The organism is Stenotrophomonas sp. YJH_SMC_69 (genome assembly GCF_059370495.1).
Genome location: NZ_JCAFTS010000010.1, coordinates 1 through 13,865 on the forward strand (window position 1 = coordinate 1; position 13,865 = coordinate 13,865).

Below are 13,865 nucleotides of genomic sequence, written 5' to 3' on the forward strand. Positions count from 1 at the left end.
AGTGGCCTCAGCGCCGTTCCCGTGTGCTGCGAAGTTTCCTTCGTAGCGAGCCGCCCATTATAGCCGGCTTTTCCGCTTCGTCAACACCTTTTTTCAAGGCCGTCTCACCGGAGTGGACGTTGTTGCCGATGCTGCTTCGTCTTGGGCCCGAGGGCCTTTCGTCGTTGCGAGCCGCCTATTATGCCGGACTTTTCGAGTCCGTCAACACCTTCGTTCGATCAACTCGTTCGTCGGTGGTGGCGTCGCTGTTCGCGTGTCGTTTCCGGGGAAGCGATGCGCTGCAGCAAGGGAGCGAATTCTAGAGATCCTGCGGATTTCGTCAAGGCTTTTTTTGCAGCGTGATGACAGAAGCACCGCGCCATCACGCATGACGTACGCTCGAAGATCACTGCGGCGTTGCCCGCGCGTTGCGCGGTCAACGCCGCAACCCTTATCAATGCAGGGATGCACAGTGGAGACAGGACAATGAGCATGCAGGTGCGGCGCGCGTGGTGGCGCGATCTTTCGATGCCGGCAATCGTCGCTGGCTTCATTACGGTACTGGTGGGCTTCGCCAGCTCGGCCGTGATCGTGTTCCAGGCGGCACAGGCCGTCGGTGCCGACCAGGCGCAGATCGCCTCCTGGATGTGGGCGCTGGGGCTGGGCATGGGCGTGACCTGCATTGGCCTGTCGCTGCGCTATCGGGTGCCGGTGGTGACAGCGTGGTCGACCCCGGGTGCAGCGATGCTGGTGGTGGGTGCCGGCGGTGCTTCGCTCTCCGAGGCCACGGGCGCATTCCTGCTGGCCGCCGTGCTGGGCCTGCTTGCGGGTTTCTCGGGGGTCTTCGCGCGACTGATGCAACGGGTACCGATGGCGCTGGCCGCCGGCATGCTGGCCGGTGTGCTGCTGCGCTTCGGGCTGGATGTGTTCGTCGCCATGAACACCCAGCTGGTGCTCGCGCTGGCAATGTTCGCCACCTGGCTGGCCGGGCGCCGGCTGTTCCCGCGCTATGCGGTGATCGCCACGTTGCTGGTCGGCATCGCCGTCGCCGCGAGCCGTGGCCTGCTGCACGCCCAGCAGGTGCATCTGCAACTGGCGATCCCGCAGTGGGTGACGCCCTCGCTGTCGTGGACCGCCGTGGCCGGCATTGCCCTGCCCCTGTTCGTGGTCACCATGGCCTCGCAGAACATTCCCGGTGTGGCGGTGATGCGCGCGTCCGGCTACGACGCCCCGGTGTCGCCGTTGATCGGCTGGATCGGTGTAATCAATACGCTGCTGGCGCCGTTCGGTGCGTATGCACTGAACCTGGCGGCGATCACCGCCGCCATCTGCATGGGCCGCGATGCGCACGAGGATCCGGCACGCCGCTACACCGCAGCGATGGCGGCCGGCGCCTTCTACATTGTCATCGGGCTGTTCGGCGCCACGGTGGCCGCACTGTTCGCGGCCTTCCCCAGGGAGCTGGTGGCCTGCGTGGCCGGTATCGCGCTGTTCGGCACCATCGGCAACAGCCTGGCCAGTGCATTGGCGGTGGAGCGCGACCGCGAGGCGGCGCTGGTCACCTTCCTTGTTACCGCCTCCGGAGTTTCCCTGGCCGGGATCGGCTCGGCGTTCTGGGGACTGCTGGCCGGTGCGCTGTGCCTGCTGGTGTTGCGGGCACGGACAACGGCCTGAGCAACCCTATCAGGCCGGCATGATCAGGCCGCCATGCGGGCGACGGTATTGATCACCGCGTTGGCCGCCATGCCGATCACCACCGCCCACACGCTGGTGCCGCCACGACGCTGCAGTTCGGCACGGATGCGGTTGTGCTGCCCGGCGTGGGCAGCCTTCACTTTGCCCAGCAGTCGCGCGCAGTAGCGCAGGTACAGGGTATTGGCGGTCACCGCGATGGCGAACCGAGGCACCGCCAGCAACGCCACCGTGAGCAGCGGGTTGGCGCGGGCCGCCAGCAGCGCGATGCCGATCAGGACCAGCTCGAAGAGGATGGCTGCCAGGTACATCTTCCGGTGCAGCAGCCAGTACGTCGGCACCAGGAAGGCGGGCCAGTGCCACGGTCGCGGCGGCTTCGGCACCGGGCTGCCCAGGTGCCAGCGCTGGCGATAGAGCGCCGCGTTGGGGCCGACGAGGAGGTTCAGGTAGTCCGCGTCGGACGGAGCGGGCGCGTCGTCCACCTCTGTGGCAGGCGCAAGATAGGGATTGTCATCCGCCGGGGAAACCGGCGGAGTATCCAGATGATTCATGTCGGCGATTCCTTGCCCAGGACGATCCCGCGGTAGCGGCAGCCACCGCTGGATCTGAAGCCTTCCCGGCCTCAGCCTGCCAGCGCCTGCCCCACCAGCATCACCGCAACGACGGCGATGGCCACCACCGCCGCCGCCAGTGCATTGGTGTCACCCCGTCTGGCCAGCTCGCTGCGCAGGCGCGCCTCGTCATCTCCCACCAACGCGCGCGCGCGGGCAATCTCACGCTGGCAATGCGCCAGGTACCAGCGGTTGGCATACACCGCGGCGGTGATGTTGATGACGAGGGTGATGACCGTCGACACGCCTTCCGGAACGCCCAGCAACGCCTCGGCGATGCTGAAGAACACCAGCACGCCGGCCCAGATCGCTGCCAGCCGGTACATCCTGCGGTACACCATCCAGATCACGCCGATCAGGAACGCCGGCCAGTGCCAGGTGCCGTTGCCGTCGGCAATGCCCTGGTCGAGCCGCCAGCGCTGTCGATAGATCGGGAAGTTGCCGCCGACCACGGCGGCGTACAAGGCGATGTCGCCTTCCAGCTGCGGCGCGGTCGCGGCCACCGGCGAAGCTGCCGGCGCACGATAGGGGTCGGACGGATCAGCGGTCGATGCGCCGCTGGCGCTGACGGCCTGCGCCGGTTCAATCGACGGCGGGGTCGGATCCATCGGCGCCACCGAAGGATCCAGCTCGGCCAGCGGCCGCCACGATGCCATTCCTTCCCGCCACATCAGCGTACGGGCGGTTACCGTGCCGTCCTGCTGCAGACGGCGCAGCCCGGCCAGGTCCACCGGCCCTTCGCTCTGCTTGCTGTTGGCGTACCACCACTGTGCGTCCTGCATGCCATCCATTCCTGTCGATCCCATGGTTACTCCGAACACCCCGCCACGGCCTGCAGCGGTTCACTGGCCAGTACCTGCACCAGCTGGTGGCGCGCGCCGGGTGCAAGGGCAATCTGCTCCGGCCCGGCATTGGCTACTTCCAGGCACACGTAATCGTGCCAACCGTCGCCGACATCGGCCATCTTCGCCGCCGCCTCCGCGCCCGGATTCCACGCCACCAGGGTCTGGCTGCCTTCGCTGCGGATCTCGATCCGCCGCTGCAGGACGGGATCGCGAAGCACGTAGTGGCCACCGGCACCGGTATAGATGCGGTCGCTGCGCCCCGGATCGCGCGGGTCACGCAGCGACCAGGGCCCCTGCTGCCGGCGCAGCTGCGTGTAATCCTCGTACTTGTCCAGATAGTGCAGGCCATCGAGGCCATCAACCTCGACACGACGGGCATCGCCCACCCGGAAGTAGCTGTGCAGGGCCTGTGTGAAAGCCACCGGGGACGGGCCGGTGTTCTCGGTGGTCAACTGCTGGCGCAGCTGGCGACCGATGCGCAGCTGCATCTGCAGGCGCAGGCCACACTCGGCAATCGACAGGGGCGCCAGCTGCAGCTCCAGTTCACCGTCATCGTCCTGGCGGGCCTGCAGCAGCTCCCAGCGCGCGGTGCGTACCAGGCCGTGTGCCGGCACGTCATCACTCTGGCCCTGGCGACCGAACCACGGCCAGCACACTGGAACGCCACCCCGGATCGGCGTGGGCAGCCCGGCCCGTTTCGGCGACAGCCACAGCAGGTCCGGCTGCCCCTCCGGGATGAACGACAGCAGCTGTCCACCGAACACGCTGATGGCCGCGGTGGCGCTGGGCGTGCGTATCTGCCAGGCCTCGAGCCCGTGGTACAGGCCGGTGCTGATGTCCGGGTTCGACTGCATGCTATGACGCTCCTTGAAGACCGCGGCGATGATGTCGCGGCCAGCCTGTGATCGGCAAGGTCTAGCGGGTGGCAGGCGTCCCTGCGGCTGCCTCCTGCTGCAACGCGCGCAGGATGCGCTGGCCGGCGCGCCCATCCGCATTGGCCCAGCCCAGGCGCTGCTGCTCGGCCTGGATCGCGCGGCGCGTGGCGGTGCCGATCATGCCGTCCGCGCTGCCGATGTCGTGGCCGCGGGCCAGCAGCAGGGTCTGCAGCTGGCGGCGTTCATCGCGGCCGATGCCGGGATCATCGGTCGGCCAGGCGGTGGCCAGGCCGGTGCCGCCACGCAGCTGGTCGGCCAGCGTGGCGATGGCCAGTGCATAGCTTTCGGCGGCGTTGTAGCTGTAGATCGCATCGTAGTTGCGGAACACCAGCAGCGCCGGGCCCTTGATGCCGGCCGGCAGCAGCAGGGCGGCGCGCGCGTCGGCCGGCAGATTGGGCGGCACCAGCCCGCTGCCATCCAGCGCGGTCACGCCCTGCACGCGCCAATCGGCGAGGGCTCGACGTTGGGTGCGGCCCGCCTGGCTGGCATTGAAGCCGGGGGGAACACGGACCTCCATGCCCCACGGTTCGCCACTGCGCCAACCCGCACGCTTGAGGTAGTTGGCGGTGGACGCCAGCGCGTCGGGAATGCTGCCGACCAGATCGCGGCGGCCATCGCCATCACCATCGACCGCGATACGTGCGTAGGTGCTGGGCATGAACTGCGTATGCCCGAAGGCGCCGGCCCAGGAACCGGTGAGCCCCTGGGCCTGCAGGTCGCCGCGGTCGATCAGCTTGAGCAGTGCCAGCAGTTCGCCACGGAAGAAGGCCTGGCGGCGGCCGGCGCAGGACAGCGTGGCCAGCGACTGCAGCAGCGGGCGCTTGCCGAAGACGCGGCCATAGTCGCTCTCCACCCCCCAGACCGCGACGATGGTGGCCGGGTCGACGCCATACTGCGCGGAGACGCGATCGAGCAGATCGCGATGTTGCTGCAGCAGGGTGCGGCCATCATCGACGCGCTGGCGGTCGACCAGCGCGGCCAGGTAATCCCAGATCGGCGTGGTGAATTCCGGCTGTGCGTCCAGCAGTCCGAGCACGCTCGGGTCCGGCGTGAGTCCGGTGGTGATCTCGTTGAAACGGTCGGCGCCGATGCCCTGGGTTGCGGCGGTGGCCTGCAAGCCCGCCAGGCAGCGGCTGAACGCCGGATCGTTGCTGGCGGCGGGAGCCGCAGGCAGCGTCGGGGTCGACGCGAGGGCGGCTGCCAGGCCGAGCGTGGTCAGAATGGGCATGGCGTCCTCCGTGTTGCCGTTGCATGGCCATCTTAGGGGCAGCAGTGCGGCCGAACCTGAAGGGGCACCGGCTGGCCGTCCCCCCTAGGCAACGCGCAGCAGGCGCAGGCCATAGGCGGGCCTTTCGGCATCCCAACGCTGTGCGACCTGCAGGCCCGCCTGCTGCAACAGCGCGTCGAAGCTGTCATCGGTGTACTTGTGGCTGTACTCGACGCGGATGGGTTCACCGGCAGCAAAGTGGAAGGTGCGGCCACCGAGGTGGACGTCCTGCGGCCACTGGCTGACCAGGTCGGTTTCGATGCGCAGCCGCGCGGTGCTGTAACGGGCGCGGTGGCGGAATCCATCGAGATCGAAATCGCTTCCGATCTCGCGGTTGAGGCGGGCCAGCAGATTGAGGGTGAATGCCGCAGTGACGCCCTGCGCATCGTTGTAGGCCGCTTCGATCAGCGCCGTGTCCTTGTGCAGGTCGATGCCGATCAGTGCCAGGCCGTCGCGGCCCATCGTCTGACGCATCGCCCGCAGCAGGGCGACGGCCTCTGCTTCGGCGAAATTGCCCAATGTGGAACCGGGGAAGAACAGCAGCCGTCGCGCGGGTTCGCGTTCGGGCATGGGCACGGCGACGGCGCGGGTGAAGTCCGCGCAGACCGGCAGCATCTCGACCTCGGGCAGCGCCGGCGCCAGGTGGTCGATGCTGGACAGCAGTGCGGCCCGCGAGATCTCGATCGGCGTATAGGCCACCGGATCCTGCAGCGCGGCCAGCAGCAACGCGGTCTTGCGGCCACTGCCGCTGCCCAGCTCGACCACATGCAGGCGCGGTCCGACCACGCGCGCGATATCGGGCAGCACCCGCGCCAGCAGCGCCAGCTCGGTGCGCGTGGGGTAGTACTCGCGGGTCTGGGTGATCTGTTCAAACAGACGCGAGCCGCGGGCATCGTAGAAGTACTTGGAAGGCAGCTGCCGCGATGCGCATGACAGACCGGCCAGCGCATCGGCCAGGATCTGCTGGCGGCTGGGGGTCAGGTCGGTCAGCGCCTGCAGCGCGTCATGCACCGTGCTCATATGAGGTCCCTGGCCAGGCGCAGTCCGGAGAACTGCCAGCGCGCCGGCGGCATGAAGAAATTGCGGTAGCTGGCGCGCACATGGCCACGGGGCGTGGCACAGCTGCCGCCGCGCAGCACCCATTGCCCGCACATGAACTTGCCGTTGTATTCGCCGAGGTTGCCGTCAAAAGAGCGGAAGCCCGGGTAGGCACCATAGGCGCTGGCGGTCCATTCCCAGACATCACCGAACAGCTGCCGCAGCCCACTGCCCCCGGCTGCCTGCGGGTGCAGGTGATCGTCATCGGCGAAATGACCGCGCAGGGGCTGCGACGCGGCGGCCGCTTCCCACTCGAACTCGCTGGGCAGGCGCGCACCGGCCCAGCGGGCGCAGGCATCGGCCTCGTAGTAACTGAGGTGGCAGACCGGCGCATGCGGATCCAGCTCGCGCCAACCACCCAGGGTGTACTCGCGCTGCAGGGCATCATCCCAGTACAGGGGGTGCTGCCAGCCTTCGGCTTCTCGCAGCGCCCAGCCTTCGCTGAGCCACCAGCGCGGTTCGCGGTACCCCCCTGCCTCGATGAAGGTGCGGTACTCGGCATTGCTGACGGGACGCTCGGCCAGGGCATGCGCGGGCAGCAGCACGCGGTGCTGCGGCGATTCGTTGTCGTAGGCAAAGGCGGCGTGCCGGGGCCATGCCGCGGCACCGACGGTGACGATGCGTTCGGGCGATTCGATCCAGCCCTGCGTCGCGGCGGTGCTGGCAACGGGCCGCAGGTCGTCGCGATACGGTGGCTGCAGTGGATTGCACCAGAACGCATGCTTGATGTCGGTCAACAGCAGTTCCTGGTGCTGTTGTTCGTGCTGCAGACCCAACTGCAGGTGGTGCAGCGCCTGCGCGTCGAGGTCACCGGCTGCCAGCCGTGACTGCACCTGCATGTCGACCTGTTGCCGGTAGTCGCGCACCTGCTGCAGCGAGGGCCGCGACAGCAGACCGCGTTGCGGCCGCGCATGCGCCGGGCCGATGCTCTTGTAATAGCTGTTGAACAGATAGTCCCAGGCCGGGTCATGCGCGGGCGTGGTGGCGAAACCGGCCAGCACGAAGCGTTCGAAAAACCAGGTGGTATGGGCCAGGTGCCACTTGCTGGGACTGGCGTCGGCCATGCTCTGCAGCATGGCGTCCTCGGCACTGAGCGGCGCGGCCAGCTGCAGGCTGCGCGCCCGCACCTGTGCAAAGCGGCGGGCGAGATCGCGCTGCGGGGCAGCGACGGCGGTGGGTACGCTGTCCATGCCGAAAGCATCGGCGCAGGACGGTGAGCGCAACGTCATGGCACCACATCACCACGTTCACATGACAGCGGGCACGCGCATTCAAGAAGTGCGTGGGGACGCCGCTAACGGCAATGTTGCGGCCGCATCGTCACCGCACTGGACTTACCGCGTGCCCCTGCATCCGCTCCGCCAGCCTGCGCATTACCTGTTCGTGCTGCCCGCCGTGCTGGTCGTCCTGGTGCTGTGGATGGCGCTGGGCACCGAGGATGTCGCCAGCCCGGCGCAGCGCATCCTGCCCTGGCTGCTGGCCTGTCTCGGTGCAGGCCTGGCCCTGCTCTACCACCAGATGCGCACGTTGTGCCTGCTGCTGGTGGTGGCGGTGGTATTCGCCCTGCTGCACCGGGACGTCGGTGGCTACCTGCGCAGCGGCCATGTCGACGCCTTGACCCCGCTGCGCTTCCACGCGATCTCGGCGTGGGTGCCGCTGCTGTTCGCCGGACTGGCACGATGGCCGGAACGCGGACGCCGACGCCAGGACCTGCTGCTGCGCAGCGTAGTGTGCGGCGCGGCGCTGCTGGTCTTCCTGCTGCTGGCGGCACAGCAGCCGCGGGGGATGCACGATCTGCTGTCGAACCGTCACTGGGCCTGGATTCCCGCCAACTGGAACGCGTTGGCGCAGTTGCCGGCGCTGCTGTTCCTGCTGGCGACCGCAGCGCTGGGCTGGCAGGCCTGGCGGCATCCGCGGCCACTGCACACGGCAATGCTGCTGGCCCTTCTGTGCCTGTGGTGGATGCTGCCGCGGATCTTCCTGCAGCCGGTGCTGCTGCCGGCGCTGAGCAGTGCCGCCCTGCTGCTGATGCTGGGCGCGATGCTGCAGGAATCCTTCCACATGGCCTTCCGCGATGAGCTGACCGGCCTGCCGGGGCGACGGGCGTTCAACGAGACCCTGCAGCGGGCACGCGGTACCTACAGCATCGCGATGGTGGACGTTGACCACTTCAAGTCATTCAACGACACCCATGGTCACGACACCGGCGACGATGTGCTGCGCCTGGTGGCGTCGCGGCTGGCGCGGGTGGGCGACGGTGGCCGTGCGTTCCGCTATGGCGGCGAGGAGTTCGCGGTGGTGTTCCTGGACCGGCCGGCGGCAGCCTGTGTCGATGCCGTGGAAGCATTGCGGCAGAGCATCGAGGACACCCGCATGCAGCTTCGCGACCGCAGCACCCGCAGCCGTGACCACGAAGCCGGCCGCCAGCGGCGCGGACGCGGTGGCAGCGGCCAGGTGGTACAGGTGACGGTGAGCATCGGGCTGGCCGACAGCCGCGTGGATCCGCGGCCGATGGCCGTGGTCAAGGCCGCCGACCAGGCCCTGTATGTGGCCAAGGACGGGGGCCGCAACCAGGTGCGCGCGCACGGCGGCCAGCGCGTTCTGGCAGCGCACGGCGCGTAGTGCTCAGACCGCGTCGAGGTAGTACCAGCGGCCGTCGATGCGTTGGAAGCGGCTGTGCTCGGTCATCCTCACCGCGCTGCCGCCGCCGATGCGGTAGCGCGCGGTGAAGCGGACTTCGGCGCTGTCAGCACCAGTGATGGTGTGCTCGTGCACGGTCAGGCCCAGCCAATGGGTGCGCTGGCCGGGGGCATCGTCCAGCGACAGCTCGGCCGGACGCGTGTCCGGATGCCAGGACTGGCGCAGGTAGTCAGCCAGGCCACGCACATAGGCGCTGTAGCGCGAACGCATCAGGTGCTCTGCATCAGGCGCGGCTTCACCGGCATGGAAACGGCCACAGCAGGCAGCATAGTCGGCGGGAAGGCCACAGGGGCAGGGATCGGTGGGTTTTCGGCTCATGCCGGCATTGTCGCCGGGTTGCCGGGATTGATCCACGCGGGGCCGCAGTCGCCCGGAGCAGGACAGGCGTATGCTGTCGCGCCCCCTCCTTGATTGATCGCCGTGCTGGAACTGGTTCCCCCTGAGTTGTGGTGGCTGGTGGTGATCGCCTTCATCGCCGGCCTTGTGGATGCCGCCGTCGGTGGCGGTGGCCTGGTGCAGCTGCCCGGCCTGTTCACGGTGCTGCCGCAGCAGACGCCGGCGATGCTGTTCGGTACCAACAAGTTCAGTTCGATGTTCGGTACCGGTGCGGCCGCCTGGCGCTATGCGCGCAACGTGCGCTTCCCGTGGAAGCCGGTACTGTTCGCGGCCGGTACCGCCTTCATCTTCTCCTTCGCCGGGGCCACCGCGGTGAGCCTGCTGCCCAAGGATGCGGTCCGCCCACTGGTGCTGGTGCTGCTGATCGCGATGCTGGCCTACACGTTGTGGAAGAAGGACTTCGGCGCGTTGCACCGGCCGCAGGAGATCGGCCGCCGCGAACTGGCGATCGCGCTGGCGATCGGTGCGGCGATCGGCTTCTACGACGGCTTCTTCGGGCCGGGCACCGGCAGCTTCCTGATCTTCCTGTTCGTGCGCTTCTTCGGCCTGGATTTCCTGCGTGCGTCAGCGGCGTCGAAGGTGGTGAACCTGGCGACCAATGTGGCGGCAATCTCGTTCTTCGTACCGACCGGCAACATCCTGTGGCTGTTCGCGCTGCCGATGGCGGCGGCCAACATCATCGGCTCGGTGGTGGGCACGCGCCTGGCGTTGAAGGGCGGCACGCCGTTCATCCGCAAGTTGTTCGTGGGGCTGGTGGTGGTACTGATCGCGCGGATGGCGTGGGATACCTTCCGCGGTGCGTGAATGCGGTTGCCGGCCAGCGGCCGGCACTACCGGGTCATGAACGCTGCCCATGGGTAGTGCCGGCCGCTGGCCGGCATCCCCATCCGATCGGGTCGTGAACCCCGCCCATGGGTAATGCCGGCCGCTGGCCGGCATCCCCATTCAATCGACCGGGTCAGGCTTCGGCTTCTTCCGGTTCGTTGGCCTGCTGGCGGCTGCGCTCGGGCAGCTTCAGGCGCTTGCCTTCTTCGTCGTACTCGATCAGCAGCACGCCGGAGTCGTGGCGGCCGCTGATCTCGACGAAGCAGGCGCCACCGATGAACGGCTCCAGCGTCATCACCGACTTCAGCGGAGTGGCGACCACCATCTGGAAACCGAAGTTGTCGAAGATGTTCATCGCCAGCGCGGTGAACTCGTTGTCGGCCTTGTCGAAGGCTTCGTCGAGCACGACGGCGGCGTAGCTGGGCAGCTGGCTGTCGGCGCCGCCGAGCTGGTAGCGCAGTGCCGCAGCCAGGCAGGTGGTGGCCAGTTTCTGGCGCTGGCCACCGGACTTGCCCGCGCCACTACGGTAGATCTCGACCTGCTGGCGCGTTTCCGCATCCAGCTCGACGCCGATGAACTCCACGTGCATGCGTACGTCCAGCACCAGCTCGCGCCAGCGCTTGTCCTCGCCTTCCTGCGAACCCAGGCGGTTGACCAGCTGGCGCAGCACGGTGAACTGCGATTCGGCCAGCTCGCGCTGCTCGGTCTGCTGCTGCGCCAGCACCTCGCGCAGCTGCAGGTGGAACTCGCCGACTTCCGGCAGGCGGCGGTCGCTCAGTTCGATGGTCAGCAGCGTGCCACGGTTGAACGGCACCTGCTCCAGGCTGGCGTTCACTTCGTCCAGGCGCTGGCCGATCGACTTGCGGGCCTCGGCGCTGTGGCGCTGCAGGGCCAGCAGGTTGTTCTTGCTCTGGTTCTGCAGCAGATCGAAGAAGCGCTCTTCGTGCTGCGGCAGGCCGTCGCGCTCCAGGCGCTCGAGGCGGGCAAGGAAATCCTCGGCCGAGGCCACCGATACGGTGAAGTCGCCCGATTCCTCCGGCCACTGCTGGATGAAGCGACGGAAGCAACCGATCAGCTGGTTCTCGATGCGGTTGAGGTCCTGCTGCGAGGTCGACAGCTGCTCGTTCAGCGCGTTGCTGACCTGGCGCATGTGCGCCTCCAGCGTTTCCAGGCTGAGCGGGCCCTGCTCCTGCAGGCGCTCGGCGAGCCCGGCTTCCTGCTCCTGGGCAAGGCTCGGCAGCACCAGCGCACGGCTCTGCTGGCGAGCGCGGTCGAGGCGATCGCGTTCCTTGACCAGCTGCCCGCGCTCGACGCGGACGTCTTCATAGGTGCGGCGGGCCTGCTCGATGTCGGCGCGCACGGCGTCGATCTGCTTGGCCAGCTTGGCCAGGTCGGCATTGCCTTCGCGCAGGTCGCGCAGGGTGGCCTCGATATCGGTCAGGCGCTGCTGCGGGGCGGCGATGTCGATCTCGTTCCAGCTGATGCTGACCAGCTCGTGGCAGGCCAGGCGACGTTCGTTGTCGCGGTCACGCTGCCCACGCAGGCGCGCGATGTCGGTCTCGCAGCTGGCGATGCGCTTGGCCAGTTCCTGGGCTTCGCGCTCGAAGGCGCCCACCTTGTCGTGGTTGTTGAAGCCGAGGATCCAGCGACGGCGGTCGCCCACCGCACTGCGGTCGTCCTTCTCGAAGCGGTCGCCGGGATGCTTGACCTGGCCTTCTCGGGTGATGCCGCGGTCGACGTTGCGCAGCTGCTTGGCATCCACGCACTCGTAGTCGAAGCGCTTGCCGAGCTCACGGCGCAGCCAGCTTTCGAACACGTGCTCGCGCAGCTCCAGCTTGTGCAGCAGCGACTTCGCCGACGGCTCGCGCGCGAACGCATCATCGTTGCGGCGCACACGGTAGTAGGTGAAGCGCATGCCCAGGTGAGTGCGATTCACCCACTCGGCGACGTCGTTGTAGTGCTTGTCATCGACCAGCAGCGACAGCGCGAAGCCACCCAGCACACGCTCGATGGCACCCTGCCAGCCCTGCTCTTCCGAGCGGACCTGGATCAGCTCGCCGACGAACGGCAGCGCCGCCTCGGCAATGCCGGTTTCCTCGGCCAGGCGCGCGCGCAGCTTCTGCATCGGCGCCGGGATGTTGGAGGGCGTGCGCTGCATCGCTTCGAGTTCCGCACGGACTTCGCCGAAACGGCGCTCGTCATCGCGCTTGCCACCCAGGCGATCGCTGATCGCATCGTCCAGCGCCGAGGAGGCACGCTGGCGGTCCTGCAGTTCGTTCTGCGCACGCTCGACCAGCTCGGCGAAGCCGTGTGCGTCGTCCGGAAGTTCAGCCCCCAGCTGCTGCGCGGCCAGGCTTGCCTGCTCGCGCTTGGCTTGGCGGCGGTCACGCTCGGCTTCGGCGCGGCCCTGCTCGCGTTCCAGTTCCTCGATGCGCTCACCGCCCTGCTGGCGACGCTGCAGTTCCAGTTCGGCCAGGCGCTCGGTGTGGTTGTCCAGTGCGGCACGGCGCTGGGCTTCTTCCCCGAGCAGGCCACGGTCACGCACGTCCATCTCGCGCAGGCGCGCCTCGATCAGCGCCTGGCGGCGGCTTTCACGGAAGCTGTCGACGCCAAGCTTGAGGGCTTCGTCGTCGCCGCGCCGGCGGTGCATTTCCTTCAGGTCGTTGTAGTAGGCGCGTGCCGGCAGCAGGGTCTCCACCTGGCGGCGGGCGGTGACCACGGCCTGGTGCGCGCCATCGAGTTCGGCGAAGTCGCTGACCAGGCGCTCGGCGGCGTCGAAGGTCTTCGGCGTGTCGAGCATGAAGTCGCGCAGGAAGACGTTGAGGTCGCCCAGGTTCTTCGCCGACTGCGTCTTGTGCAGCAGGCGCAGCGCCATCTCGTTGTCGATGCCGAGCAGGTCGCGGAAGCGCTCGGCGTAGCCGGAGAAGGTGTCGAAGTGGTGCAGGTCGGACAGCTTCTGCTTGAGCTTGCGCAGGTCCAGGTCGAAGCCGCCAAGATCCTTGGCGATGTCGAACGGACGCTCGGCGATCATGTAGTGCTTGCGCACGTCACCGGCCGAGGTTCCGTTACCGGAGATCCACAGCAGGCGCACGAGGCTGACCACGCGGCCATCGCCGGCGCGGTACTCCAGCACCAGCGCAGTCCAGGTCGCGCCCTTGCGAAGGTACTGGGTGGCGATTTCGCCAGTGCCGCTGTCCTGCTGGTCGGCCCACGCGCCACGCACGTAGGACACCAGGTTGCGGTCGCGGCCACTGCGCTCGGCTTCACGCGCGGCGGCGTTGAAATCGACGATGGCCGGCGGCGTCAGCAGCGCGGACATGGCATCGAGCAGGGTCGACTTGCCCGAGCCGGAACGGCCGACGAACAGGAAGCCACGCTCGGCGATCGGTACTTCGGTCAGTCCGTTGAACGTGCCCCAGTTGTGTACCTGCAGGCGACGCATGCGGAACTGCTGCAGGCGCGGGTCCGGCAGGCCTTCGTTGAACAGGGCGGGAGTGTGCTTGGAGATAGCCATGCG

The 13,865-nt window shown here is 68.0% G+C and carries 12 protein-coding genes; 4 read left to right on the forward strand and 8 right to left on the reverse strand.

The genetic code is table 11. The features are described 5' to 3' along the window. Positions 1 to 302 (forward strand): hypothetical protein (locus tag AC5P8F_RS16250; protein WP_495228580.1); only part of this gene is annotated, 302 nt, incomplete at its 5' end. Between the two features lie 163 nt (positions 303 to 465). Continuing rightward, positions 466 to 1,653: a benzoate/H(+) symporter BenE family transporter gene (locus AC5P8F_RS16255; RefSeq protein ID WP_197606874.1), complete on the forward strand. Its 1,188-nt coding sequence runs from the start codon at positions 466 to 468 to the stop codon at positions 1,651 to 1,653. A 23-nt stretch (positions 1,654 to 1,676) separates the two neighbouring features. Here AC5P8F_RS16255 and AC5P8F_RS16260 read toward each other — a convergent pair whose 3' ends face one another. The 6 genes from AC5P8F_RS16260 to egtB form a co-directional block, all read right to left on the reverse strand. Then, positions 1,677 to 2,222, reverse strand: coding sequence for a DUF2628 domain-containing protein (locus AC5P8F_RS16260; protein ID WP_329768331.1), 546 nt, complete (start codon positions 2,220 to 2,222; stop codon positions 1,677 to 1,679). A gap of 71 nt (positions 2,223 to 2,293) precedes the next feature. Next, positions 2,294 to 3,064 (reverse strand): GYF domain-containing protein, encoded by a 771-nt coding sequence (locus AC5P8F_RS16265; RefSeq protein ID WP_032960164.1) that lies wholly within the window; start codon positions 3,062 to 3,064, stop codon positions 2,294 to 2,296. Positions 3,065 to 3,090: 26 nt separating this feature from the next. Next, positions 3,091 to 3,981, reverse strand: coding sequence for a D-hexose-6-phosphate mutarotase (locus AC5P8F_RS16270; RefSeq protein WP_329768332.1), 891 nt, complete (start codon positions 3,979 to 3,981; stop codon positions 3,091 to 3,093). Positions 3,982 to 4,042: 61 nt separating this feature from the next. After that, the gene (locus AC5P8F_RS16275; protein ID WP_329768333.1) at positions 4,043 to 5,290 is read right to left on the reverse strand and encodes a lytic murein transglycosylase; all 1,248 of its coding nucleotides are present in this window, start codon (positions 5,288 to 5,290) and stop codon (positions 4,043 to 4,045) included. Positions 5,291 to 5,374: 84 nt separating this feature from the next. After that, positions 5,375 to 6,349, reverse strand: coding sequence for an L-histidine N(alpha)-methyltransferase (gene egtD, locus AC5P8F_RS16280; RefSeq protein WP_241887652.1), 975 nt, complete (start codon positions 6,347 to 6,349; stop codon positions 5,375 to 5,377). Further along, positions 6,346 to 7,617: an ergothioneine biosynthesis protein EgtB gene (gene egtB / locus AC5P8F_RS16285; RefSeq protein ID WP_049405565.1), complete on the reverse strand. Its 1,272-nt coding sequence runs from the start codon at positions 7,615 to 7,617 to the stop codon at positions 6,346 to 6,348. Before egtB ends, egtD begins: the two co-directional genes overlap by 4 nt. A gap of 151 nt (positions 7,618 to 7,768) precedes the next feature. Here egtB and AC5P8F_RS16290 point away from each other — a divergent pair, with 151 nt between their 5' ends. After that, positions 7,769 to 9,049, forward strand: coding sequence for a GGDEF domain-containing protein (locus AC5P8F_RS16290; protein ID WP_495228583.1), 1,281 nt, complete (start codon positions 7,769 to 7,771; stop codon positions 9,047 to 9,049). 3 nt (positions 9,050 to 9,052) lie between these two features. Here the strand turns inward: AC5P8F_RS16290 and AC5P8F_RS16295 are convergent, their stop codons facing one another. Then, positions 9,053 to 9,445, reverse strand: coding sequence for a YchJ family protein (locus tag AC5P8F_RS16295; RefSeq protein WP_111205918.1), 393 nt, complete (start codon positions 9,443 to 9,445; stop codon positions 9,053 to 9,055). Between the two features lie 102 nt (positions 9,446 to 9,547). Between AC5P8F_RS16295 and AC5P8F_RS16300 the strand changes: the two genes are divergently transcribed. After that, the gene (locus tag AC5P8F_RS16300) at positions 9,548 to 10,327 is read left to right on the forward strand and encodes a sulfite exporter TauE/SafE family protein (RefSeq protein ID WP_032960169.1); all 780 of its coding nucleotides are present in this window, start codon (positions 9,548 to 9,550) and stop codon (positions 10,325 to 10,327) included. 154 nt (positions 10,328 to 10,481) lie between these two features. Here AC5P8F_RS16300 and AC5P8F_RS16305 read toward each other — a convergent pair whose 3' ends face one another. Continuing rightward, the gene (locus tag AC5P8F_RS16305; RefSeq protein ID WP_032960149.1) at positions 10,482 to 13,862 is read right to left on the reverse strand and encodes an ATP-binding protein; all 3,381 of its coding nucleotides are present in this window, start codon (positions 13,860 to 13,862) and stop codon (positions 10,482 to 10,484) included. Positions 13,863 to 13,865 lie beyond the last annotated feature (3 nt).

Bases quoted from the DNA above. Each gene is read 5' to 3' on its own strand.
- AC5P8F_RS16255 (WP_197606874.1), top strand. From the start codon at position 466: ATGAGCATGCAGGTGCGGCGCGCGTGGTGGCGCGATCTTTCGATGCCG.
- AC5P8F_RS16260 (WP_329768331.1), bottom strand. From the start codon at position 2,222: ATGAATCATCTGGATACTCCGCCGGTTTCCCCGGCGGATGACAATCCC.
- AC5P8F_RS16265 (WP_032960164.1), bottom strand. From the start codon at position 3,064: ATGCAGGACGCACAGTGGTGGTACGCCAACAGCAAGCAGAGCGAAGGG.
- AC5P8F_RS16270 (WP_329768332.1), bottom strand. From the start codon at position 3,981: ATGCAGTCGAACCCGGACATCAGCACCGGCCTGTACCACGGGCTCGAG.
- AC5P8F_RS16275 (WP_329768333.1), bottom strand. From the start codon at position 5,290: ATGCCCATTCTGACCACGCTCGGCCTGGCAGCCGCCCTCGCGTCGACC.
- egtD (WP_241887652.1), bottom strand. From the start codon at position 6,349: ATGAGCACGGTGCATGACGCGCTGCAGGCGCTGACCGACCTGACCCCC.
- egtB (WP_049405565.1), bottom strand. From the start codon at position 7,617: ATGGACAGCGTACCCACCGCCGTCGCTGCCCCGCAGCGCGATCTCGCC.
- AC5P8F_RS16295 (WP_111205918.1), bottom strand. From the start codon at position 9,445: ATGAGCCGAAAACCCACCGATCCCTGCCCCTGTGGCCTTCCCGCCGAC.
- AC5P8F_RS16305 (WP_032960149.1), bottom strand. From the start codon at position 13,862: ATGGCTATCTCCAAGCACACTCCCGCCCTGTTCAACGAAGGCCTGCCG.